The sequence below is a fragment of the Roseiarcus sp. genome, assembly GCF_052145395.1.
Classification (GTDB): domain Bacteria; phylum Pseudomonadota; class Alphaproteobacteria; order Rhizobiales; family Beijerinckiaceae; genus Roseiarcus.
Genome location: NZ_JBKQOT010000549.1, coordinates 1 through 5,632 on the forward strand (window position 1 = coordinate 1; position 5,632 = coordinate 5,632).

A 5,632-nucleotide genomic window follows, 5' to 3' on the forward strand; every position below is an offset into this window, starting at 1 on the left:
GGCTCGAGCGGCGCCGATCGACACCGTGGTCATCGCGCTGGTCGGCGAGCGCGGCCGGGAGGTGCGCGAATTTCTTGACGACACGCTCGGCGTCAACCGATACTCGGCGGTGGCGGTGGTGTCGACCGGCGACGAGAGCCCGATGATGCGGCGGCTCGCGCCCAAGACGGCGATGGCGGTCGCCGAATATTTCCGTGACCAGGGTGAACAGGTGCTGCTCATCCTCGACTCGGTGACGCGCTTCGCCCATGCGGCGCGCGACGTCGCGCTCGCCGCGGGCGAGCCGGCGGTGGCGCGCGGTTACGCTCCGAGCGTATTCAGCGACCTGCCGCGGCTGCTCGAACGCGCCGGTCCGGGGCTGGAAGGCGCGGGCTCCATCACCGGAATCTTCTCGGTTCTGGTCGACGGCGACGATCACAACGATCCAGTCGCCGACGCGGTGCGCGGCACGCTCGACGGCCACTTCGTGCTCGATCGGGCCATCGCGGACGAGGGCCGCTATCCGGCGGTGAATATCCTGACGTCCGTGTCGCGCCTCGCCCACCCGATTTGGACGCCCGAGCAGCGCAAGCTGGTGACCAACCTCCGTGCGCTCGTCGCGCGTTACGAAGAGACGCGCGAGCTGCGCCTCATGGGCGGCTATACGCCCGGCGCCGATCCGCTCCTCGACAAGGCGATCAAGTCGGCGCCGAGAATCTACGAGGCCATGATGCAGGCCCCCGACGCCCCTCCGTGCGAGGCTCCGTTCATCGATCTCGCCGCCGCGCTGCGCAGCGACGGAAGGTTCGCCGAGCCGTGAGGCGTCTATGATCCCAGCTGGAGCGGACATCGCGCTGCGCGCCGTCGGAACGGCCCTCGCCGGGGTTTCGATCGCATTCGCCGGTTATATGCTCGCCTATGGCGGCGGCCAGGTCCGCGTTCTCGGCATGGAGCATCTGGCGATCTTCGCGCAACCGCGCGGACTGATCGTCGGAGAACCGCCGCCTGGAACCCCTCCGCAAGCCGCCGGCGCTGTCGACATGGCCGAAACCGGATCGGTCGCAGACCTGACGCGGAGACCGCTGCCGGCGCGGCCCGGGATCGTCGCCGCACGAAGCGATCGGGTATGGCTCAGGATCGAGGGGAAAATCGTTTCGGCCACACCGGGAGAGGACGTCGCCGGTCTCGGACGGATTGGCGCGATCGTCCGCCGCAACGGAGGTTGGGCCGTGCTCGATGACAGGGGGACGACGCTGCTGACGCTCTCGAGTTCAGCCAATGGGGCCGCGCTCTTCTCGCGCAAGCTGATCTTCGACTGACGGCTGCGGTCTCGCTCAATCGTGGCGCAGCGCGCGGCGCGCGCTGTCATAAAGGGCGTTGGCGATGGCGACGCGCGCGTTTGCGCGTTCGCGCGCATGAACCGGCTGGCGCTCGGGATGATTGCGCCAGACAAAGGCGCGCCATCGCTCCGCGAGAGCATCCGCGGTAAGGCACACGCCGAGTCCGAGCTCGCGCGCGACGGCTTCCTCGACGTCGGCCGGGGGCGCGGAATCGAGCGTGGGCGTTCGCGCAAGGGAGGCCTTGGGCTGCGGCTCGTCAGCCCACTCCATGGCAAGGCCCCATCGGGCTTCGCCGCCGCCGCCGCGCGCCGGACCGAAATCGAGACGGAAGACAAGACCGGGCGACGGGACTGCGACGCATTGGTTGTCAGGGTTCGATTGCGGGCGCCGGCTGGCGATTTCGAGTTCGCGTCGAAACGCGTCGCCGGGCCGATCCATCGCAGTCACAGCGAGGCCTTAGTTGTTTGCGACCCGCCTGGGACGAGGCGCGCGCGTCGTTGGCGGTGTTGGGCCCGCCGTATCGGCGACAACGCAGTTTCGCCCTTTTGCCTTCGCGTCGTACAGGCGCTCGTCGGCCCGCTGGATGAGCTCGTCCCCCGTCTCGTTGGGACGCAGTTGCGCCACACCGAAAGACGCAGTGATCGTGCCGACGGGCTCGCCAGTCGGCCCGAGCGTCCACTGCTTGGCCTCGAGAACTTGGCGAATCCGCTCCGCCGCCGCGGCCGCATCCTTGAGGCTCGCGCCTGGCAGCATCAACGCGAACTCCTCGCCGCCGAAGCGCGCCACGCGATCCTGTCCGCGCACGTTCTGCGCCAGGATTTCGGCGAAAAGCCGCAAAAGCCGATCGCCGACGAGGTGCCCGAAACGGTCATTGACCAGCTTGAAACGGTCGAGGTCGGCCAACGCCAGGCAAAAGGGGTCTCCCGTCCGGCGCGAGCGTGCGAGCTCCTCGGCGAAACTCGTGTCGAAGAAGCGCCGGTTGCCAATCTGCGTCACCGAGTCGCGCATGCCCGCTTCCTCGGCGCGCTCGAGATTGTTCCTGAGCTGCAGCGCCTGGAGCCGCGACTCCTCGAGCTGATTGCGGACGTGGTCGAGCTTGTTCCGCATGTGGCGATTGTCTTCGATCAGCGCCAGCACGATGTCCCGGACGGGGCTCGCGTCCATTTGCTGTGACAGGCGGGAGTTGGCTCCGTTCAGCCGTTCGGAGTAGGCCTCGTGGTCGCTCGCCTGGGTCTGAAGGAGCTTTGCGACAGACTTCAGAATGGCGTCGATCCGGTCCGACCTGTCCGCCGTTTCGCCGTTCGTGCAGCCGTCGGCGCCCAGCGTCAGACGACCGAGTGCGACGCCGAGCCAGCCAAACAACAGAAGCTCGAATCCCGGGATCACGTTCGGAATGCTGATCTGGAGCGCGGACAGCGCCAGAGCCACGAGGAACACGGTCCCGAGCGCATAGAGCGTATTCATGTGCGAGCGGAGCAGGAGGAGCGCGTTCATTGGGCGCGCGCCCGCTGACGAAGACGCGTGAGGGAGGCGCATAACGCGCCGCGCGCGTGGGTCGCTTGGCCTGTCGGATGGCGCATGGCTGCCTTCGAAGATTGCGCGCCGGCGCCGTCATGGCGGCTGCGGACGGCTGCGAGCGCCGCCGCCCTTACGCTATGAAACGTCCAACTCATTCGGACGATGGGTTGTTGTAAGGCGAGCCGGTTACTGTTTTGTAAGCGGGGGCCGAACGGCCGCGAGCGCGGCCGAGAGATCCCGCGTTTACACCCGGGCTGGCGTTCGGTATGAGCGAGGCCTCGCCTTCTCGCTGGTTCGCCGATGCCCATGCTGAAGCTGGTCGACGTCCTCGCCATCGAATCGCCGGAGCGTGAGCGGATCGTTGAAATTGACGACGCGATCCGCGACCTCATGCTGGCGGTCGAGGCCGAAGCGGAGTCTGACGGGTCCAATCGGCTGAATGTCTCGGGCATGCTGGTCGCGGTCCTGCTCGCCGCTGCCGCGCAGCAGGCGGTAAAGGCTTATCCCGCGATGTCGCGAGCCGATCTGGACGAGGCCTTCGCCGCGCTCGCGGAGGAAGCGATCAACTGGGCGTCCCGGCGCGCCGAGCCGGGTCGACGGGAACAGGGCGGCGGAGACGCTTCGCGCCCACTCAGCCGGCGAAGGCGAGGCCCAGCGTGACGACGGAATTCCTGCCCTCGCGTCTTCCGATCATCCAGGCGCCCATGGCCGGTTCGCAGGGCGTGGAGCTTTGCGTCGCCGTCGCGGAGGCGGGCGGCCTCGGCTCGCTGCCGGCGGCGATGCTGACGCCGGCCTTGTTGCGCGAGCAGGTCGGGGCGGTCCGCGCCCGCACCCGCGCCCCATTCAACGTCAACTTCTTCTGCCATGTCCCGCCGTCGCCGGACCCCGAGCGCGAGGCGGCCTGGCATGCAGAGCTCGCGGCGGATTACGCCGAGGCGGGACTCGCGCCGCCGGCCCTGGGCGGCGGGCCGGGCCGCGCGCCGTTCGACGCCGCGATGGCCGAGGTCGTCGAGGAGGCCAAGCCCGAGGTGGTCAGTTTCCACTTCGGCCTTCCGGAGGAAGCCCTGCTCGAGCGGGTCCGCCGCACCCGGGCCAGGATCTACTCGTCGGCGACCAGCGTGACCGAGGCGCGCTGGCTCGACGCGCGCGGCGTCGACGCCGTCATCGCGCAGGGCGCTGAGGCGGGCGGCCATCGCGGCATGTTCCTGACCGACGACGTCGACGCTCAGCCTGGCCTGTTCGCCCTGCTGCCGCAGGTGGTGGACGCGGTCCGGGCGCCGGTCATCGCGGCGGGCGGGATCGCCGACGGCAGGGGAATCGCAGCGGCCTTCGCCCTTGGCGCCCGCGCGGTCCAGATCGGCACCGCATATTTGAGGACGCCGCAGGCGACGACCTCCGCGGCGCACCGGCGCGCGCTCGCCGCCGCCCGGGAGGACGCGACGCGGCTCACCAATCTCTTCACCGGCCGGCCGGCGCGGGGTCTCCTGAACCGGTTCATGCGCGAGCACGGACCAATGAGCCCCCGCGCGCCGGCGTTTCCGCTCGCGACCGGCGCCGTGGCCCCGCTGCGCGCGCATCATGAATCCAAAGGATCGGGCGATTTTTCGCCGCTGTGGGCCGGGCAGGCCGCGGCCCTGGCGAAAGAGGAGGACGCCGGCGAACTCACGGCGCGCCTGTGGCGCGACGCCATCGCGGCCCTTGCCGCTGTCCGGCTGCCTCGGTAGGCGTACGTCGTACGCGCCGTGTGAACTTCTGTTTGTCACGCGGGACAATTGCACGCAGCCTTATTGCATGGCAACATGGCGGCGAGGGCGGGTTCGAGGTCCAGCATGTTTCATTCGCGCTACGCCCTTTATGTCACGCCGCCACTCACAAGCGACTTATGGCGATTCGGATGCGAGGTTGTCGGCCGCGACGCGTCGACCGGCCGCGACGTCGAGGGTTTCGCGCCCGAAGGTCACGACGCGGAGTCGTGGCGTAAGCTCACCGACGAGCCGCGGCGCTATGGCTTCCACGCGACTCTCGTTGCGCCCTTCCGTCTGAGGGCGGATCTCGACGCCGCCGACCTCTTTGACGGCGTCGCTGCGTTCGCCCGGGGGAGCCATCCCTTCGAGGCGGGCGAACTGCAAATCGGCAGGATTGCGACGGCGGACGGGCGGGCGTTCGTCGCGTTGAAGCCGTCCCGGTCGGCCCGGGAGCTGCATGCGTTCGAGGAAAAGGCGGTGCGGAAGCTCGACGCGCTGCGCGCCCCGTTGACCGACGCCGAACGCCGCAGGCGCGAACTTGCCCGGCTTACGCCGCTCCAGCGCTACTATCTCGATATGTGGGGCTACCCCTACGTCCTCAACGAATTTCGTCCGCACTTCACGTTGACCAACGCGCTGGCCGATCCGAAGCTTGTGGAGAAGGCGCTGCGCTGGGATTACCAGATGCGAGTCGCCGCGCCGCTCCTCAGCGTCGAGACGCTGGCTCTGTTTGGCGAACGCGAGAGCGACGGGCAATTCGAAATTTTGCACCAGTTTCCGCTTGGGGCTGGCCGGCGCGCCAAGCGCGTCGCCACGCGGGTGATGACGGCCGGCTTCATCGACTGAGGCCCCGCGGACCGCTCGAACGACGCTCGCGGGCGCCGTATGCGAGTCCGTTTCGAGCCTTTTCAAGGGGATGCCGCGGATTTTCCGGGCCGCCGTAACTGCTGCTACGAAAATAGCTTCAGCGTGGATGCGGGGTCATGCGGGCGCGGCCTTTGGTTCGAGGGTGACGGTGTAGCCGAGGCGTTCGAGGCGGCGTTTGAGGTT

General features: G+C 68.7%; 6 protein-coding genes and 1 pseudogene. 5 read left to right on the forward strand and 2 right to left on the reverse strand.

What is annotated here, in order from left to right; translation table 11 throughout:
• Window positions 1–799: pseudogene (fliI, locus tag ACLP25_RS18860) on the forward strand (flagellum-specific ATP synthase FliI); the annotation flags it as partial.
• 7 nt (window positions 800–806) lie between these two features.
• Window positions 807–1,298 carry a hypothetical protein gene (locus ACLP25_RS18865; protein ID WP_442470702.1) on the forward strand — a complete coding sequence of 164 codons (492 nt, stop codon included), beginning with the start codon at window positions 807–809 and terminating at the stop codon, window positions 1,296–1,298.
• A gap of 15 nt (window positions 1,299–1,313) precedes the next feature.
• Here the strand turns inward: ACLP25_RS18865 and ACLP25_RS18870 are convergent, their stop codons facing one another.
• Both ACLP25_RS18870 and ACLP25_RS18875 read right to left on the reverse strand, forming a co-directional pair.
• Window positions 1,314–1,766, reverse strand: coding sequence for a hypothetical protein (locus ACLP25_RS18870; protein WP_442470703.1), 453 nt, complete (start codon window positions 1,764–1,766; stop codon window positions 1,314–1,316).
• Window positions 1,767–1,775: 9 nt separating this feature from the next.
• The gene (locus ACLP25_RS18875) at window positions 1,776–2,813 is read right to left on the reverse strand and encodes a GGDEF domain-containing protein (RefSeq protein ID WP_442470704.1); all 1,038 of its coding nucleotides are present in this window, start codon (window positions 2,811–2,813) and stop codon (window positions 1,776–1,778) included.
• 330 nt (window positions 2,814–3,143) lie between these two features.
• Between ACLP25_RS18875 and ACLP25_RS18880 the strand changes: the two genes are divergently transcribed.
• The 3 genes from ACLP25_RS18880 to ACLP25_RS18890 all read left to right on the forward strand — a co-directional run bounded on the left by ACLP25_RS18880 (window position 3,144) and on the right by ACLP25_RS18890 (window position 5,428).
• Entirely contained in the window at window positions 3,144–3,497 is a 354-nt protein-coding gene (locus ACLP25_RS18880) for a hypothetical protein (RefSeq protein ID WP_442470705.1), read from the forward strand.
• On the forward strand, window positions 3,494–4,561 hold the full coding sequence (locus ACLP25_RS18885; RefSeq protein ID WP_442470706.1) for an NAD(P)H-dependent flavin oxidoreductase: 1,068 nt from the start codon (window positions 3,494–3,496) through the stop codon (window positions 4,559–4,561). The genes ACLP25_RS18880 and ACLP25_RS18885 overlap by 4 nt, the downstream gene beginning before the upstream one ends.
• A 105-nt stretch (window positions 4,562–4,666) precedes the next feature.
• Window positions 4,667–5,428 carry a DUF1045 domain-containing protein gene (locus ACLP25_RS18890; RefSeq protein WP_442470707.1) on the forward strand — a complete coding sequence of 254 codons (762 nt, stop codon included), beginning with the start codon at window positions 4,667–4,669 and terminating at the stop codon, window positions 5,426–5,428.
• Window positions 5,429–5,632: the final 204 nt, after the last annotated feature.

Excerpts from the sequence above, each read along its gene's own strand:
- ACLP25_RS18865 (WP_442470702.1), top strand. The coding sequence starts at position 807 with ATGATCCCAGCTGGAGCGGACATCGCGCTGCGCGCCGTCGGAACGGCC.
- ACLP25_RS18875 (WP_442470704.1), bottom strand. The coding sequence starts at position 2,813 with ATGAACGCGCTCCTCCTGCTCCGCTCGCACATGAATACGCTCTATGCG.
- ACLP25_RS18880 (WP_442470705.1), top strand. The coding sequence starts at position 3,144 with ATGCTGAAGCTGGTCGACGTCCTCGCCATCGAATCGCCGGAGCGTGAG.
- ACLP25_RS18890 (WP_442470707.1), top strand. The coding sequence starts at position 4,667 with ATGTTTCATTCGCGCTACGCCCTTTATGTCACGCCGCCACTCACAAGC.